Consider the following 3,707-nt stretch of genomic DNA (forward strand, 5'->3'; position numbering starts at 1 on the left):
ACCCCGATCCGACCCCGACCCCGGAGACCCCGCATGACCACGCAGAGCCCGACCGCCCGCGGCCGCCGCCGCCGCGTGTCCGCGCTCGACCAGGCGCGCATCGCCGGCGCGCAGGTCGCGCGGTCGACGGCCGGTGCGTTCCGGGCCGGAGGCGCGAAGGCCGCTCCGCTGTGGCGCGCGGTGTCGTCGCGCGTCGGCCCGGTGCTGGCCGTCATCAGCGTCCTCGGCTGGATCGTGCTGGGCGGCGCCGTCGTGTCGTTCGCCCTCGCGCTGTGGCTGGGCTGGGCGGAGCTCCTCTTCGTCGGGGCGACCCTGCTGGCCGCGCTGCTCATCGCGACCGCCTTCGTGTTCGGGCGTTCGACCTACGCGGTGACCGTCGAGCTGAACCCGCGCCGCGTCGTCGCGGGCGACCGCGCGCTGGGCAGGCTGGGCGTCGTCAACAACGGCCAGCGGCCGGTGCTGCCGACCAGGATGGAGCTGCCGGTCGGGGAGGGCCAGGCCGAGTTCACCGTGCCCCGGCTCACCCCCGGCGCCGAGACAGAGGAGCTGTTCGCCGTCCCGACCGCGCGCCGCGCGCTGATCCTCGCCGGCCCCGCCATCTCGGTCCGCGGCGACCAGCTGGGCCTGCTGCGCCGCACGACCCGCTGGACCGACCAGGTGGAGCTGTTCGTCCACCCGCGCACGGTCCGCCTGGCCGCGACCGCCAACGGCCTGGTGCGCGACCTGGAGGGGCAGACCACCTCGACCATCACCGACAGCGACCTCTCCTTCCACGCACTCCGCTCGTACGAGCCGGGCGACGACATCCGCAACGTGCACTGGCGCACCTCCGCGCGCACCGGGCAGCTCATGGTGCGGCAGTACCAGGAGACGCGCCGCTCGCAGCTGCTGCTCGCCTTCGACGCCGAGCGGGAGCGGTTCGCCTCCGACGACGAGTTCGAGCTCGGCGTCTCGGTGCTCGCCTCGATCGGCGTGCAGGTCATCCGCGAGGAGACCGAGCTGCGCGCCCTCTGGCAGCGAGGCACGATGCGGGTGGAGACCCCGACCGCGCTGCTCGACGACTCGTGCCGCATCCAGCCGGTGGAGGCCGCCGGCACCGGTCTGCGCGAGTACCTGCGCCAGGCGACCCTCCGCATCGCGCCGCCCAGCCTCGCCATCACCGTCGTCGGAAGCCGGGTGGAGGCGGCGGAGCTGCGAGCGGCCTCCATGCTGTGGGGGCTCGACACCGAGGTCATCACGGTCCGCATCGACGAGGCGGGGGAGCCGCGGCTCGGCCGGCTGGGCCGCAGCATGCTCATCACCGTGTCGGCGCTGTCGGAGCTCCCGGCCCTGCTGAAGCGGGCGAGCCGATGACCGCGACGACCTCCGCCGCGCGCCGCGAGCGCAGCGCCTCCGCCTCGGCTCCGCTGTTCGACCGGCTCAGCACGACGATGTGGATCGACGTCGCCGTCATCGTGGGCCTCAGCCTCATCGCCGTGGTCGGCTTCGAGCCGGCCTTCGGCCACTACGCCTTCGCGCAGGCGGCCGTCGGCGGCATCGTCGTCGGCGGTGGCGTCGCGCTGCTCGGGAGGCTGCTGCGGCTCTCCGTCCCGCTCACGACGATCATCGCCCTGGCCGCGTACTTCCTGCTCGGCACGCCGCTCGCCCTGTACGGCGTCCTGCCGTCGCTCGACAGCCTCTCCGGCCTCGTGCTGGGCGCCGTCTTCGGGTGGACGGACGCCGTCACCCTGCAGGCGCCGCTCGAGGCTCCGCCGTACGTCGCCGTCGTGCCGTACGTGGGCGGCTGGCTGGTGTCGTTCGTCTCGCTGACGCTCGCCGTGCGCTGGCTGCCGCGAATCCGCAGGCCTGCCGTCGGCCGGGCCGCCGTGCTGCTGGTGGGCCCTGTCCTGCTGTTCGTCGCCGCGATCCTGCTGGGCACCCGCGACCCCTTCTTCGCCGGGGTCCGCGGCGTCGCCTTCGCCGGCGTCGCGCTCGTCTGGCTCGCGTGGCGCCGTCGCCGCTTCGCCAGGGACCACTTCGGCACGGACGCGGCGGTCCGGCGCAGCCGGCTCCTCGGCGGTGCCGCGGTCGTCGTCGGCGCGGTCGTGGTCGGCGCCCTCGCCGGAACGCTGCTCGCGCCTCCCGCCGCCTCCCGGTTCGTCGTGCGCGACGAGGTGACACCGCCGTTCGACCCGCTCGACTACCCGAGCCCGCTCGCCGGGTTCCGCAAGTACACCAAGGACCTGCAGAAGACGAAGCTGTTCACCGTCCGCGGGCTCGAGGAGGGGCAGGTCGTCCGGCTCGCGACCATGGACAGCTACGACGGCGTCGTGTGGTCCGTCGCCGCCCCCGGCAGCGACACGGACGCGTCCGGGGCATTCGAGCTGCTCGGCAGCACGATCCCGGAGCCGCCGCTGTTCGAGCCGGGCGCGTCCTCCACCGCGACCATCGACATCCTCGGCTACTCGGACGTGTGGCTGCCCGCGCTGGGCTACCTCGACCGGCTCGGGTTCGACGCCTACACCGGCACCGACCCCGCCGGCACGGTGCGCGTCAACACGGCCACGGGCACGACGGCGGTCACCAGCGGCGTGAAGGAGGGCCTCCGCTACACGATGGAGGCCACCGCCCAGAAGATCCCCAACGACCGCGCCCTGCAGAAGGTGCCCCCCGCGCGGCTGACCCTGCCGTCGGTCAGCAACGTGCCGGACGTGGTCTCGGCGAAGGCCGAGGAGTACGCGGGATCGGCGACCACCGCCATCCAGAAGCTGCGCAACATCGAGCGCTCCCTCAAGAACCTCGGCTTCCTCAGCCACGGCCGCGCCTCGGACCCGGTGCCGTCGCGCGCCGGTCAGGGCGCCGACCGGATGACCGACCTGCTGACGAAGTCCCCGATGGTCGGCGATCAGGAGCAGTACGCGAGCGCCTTCGCGCTGATGGCCCGTCGCCTCGGCTACCCGACCCGCGTGGTGATGGGCTTCGCGCCGAAGGTGACAGGCGACACCACGACGGTGACGGGCAACGACGTGACCGCGTGGGACGAGGTCGCGTTCGAAGGCGTCGGCTGGGTGCCGTTCTTCCCGACCCCGACCAAGACCGACGCGCCGAAGAACCAGACCACGAAGCCCAAGCTCGAGCCGCAGCCCCAGGTGCGCCAGCCTCCGCCCGCCGATCCGCGCGCCGAGGACCTGCTGACCCCGGTCAAGACCAAGGAGAACGAGAAGAAGGAGCAGAAGCACTCCTTCCAGCTGCCCGTCTGGGTCTGGGTGGTCGCCGGCATCGTCGGCATCCCGCTCCTGCTCGCCCTGGTTCCGCTGCTCGTGATCACCCTCCTCAAGCGCAGGAGGCGGCGCAGACGGCGCTCGACCGGCCCGCCCGACCGCCGCGCGGCCGGGGCCTGGGACGAGCTCACGGACCGGTACGCCGAGCTCGGCCTGACCCTCCCGGAGCGCGCCACCCGCCTGCAGACCGCCGCCGCGCTCGCGGAGCAGTCGCGCAGCCAGGACCTGCCGCTCCCGCGGGACGGGCTCGACACGCTCGCGCGGCATGTCGACGCCGCCGTGTTCGACGGCAGCGACGTGGCCGAGGAGCGTGTGGACGAGGCCTGGCGTTCCGCCGACGCGACGGTCGGCGCGGCGACGAAGGCCGCCGGCGCGCTCCGCGCACGCCTCGCCGCCTTCCGCTACCGCCGCCACCGCGCTCCGCGCCCCCGGCGCGCCGACCGTCGC

At 74.1% G+C, this 3,707-nt stretch carries 2 protein-coding genes; both read left to right on the forward strand.

Translation table 11 applies throughout. The features are described 5' to 3' along the window. The first annotated feature begins 33 nt into the window (after positions 1 to 33). Positions 34 to 1,353 carry a DUF58 domain-containing protein gene (locus ACR9ZG_RS18425; protein ID WP_481286297.1) on the forward strand — a complete coding sequence of 440 codons (1,320 nt, stop codon included), beginning with the start codon at positions 34 to 36 and terminating at the stop codon, positions 1,351 to 1,353. Continuing rightward, positions 1,350 to 3,707: transglutaminase-like domain-containing protein (locus ACR9ZG_RS18430; protein ID WP_481286298.1), on the forward strand; the 2,358-nt coding region annotated here is incomplete at its 3' end. The genes ACR9ZG_RS18425 and ACR9ZG_RS18430, both read left to right, overlap by 4 nt.

Source organism: Leifsonia sp. KNZ12-8B (assembly GCF_056755495.1).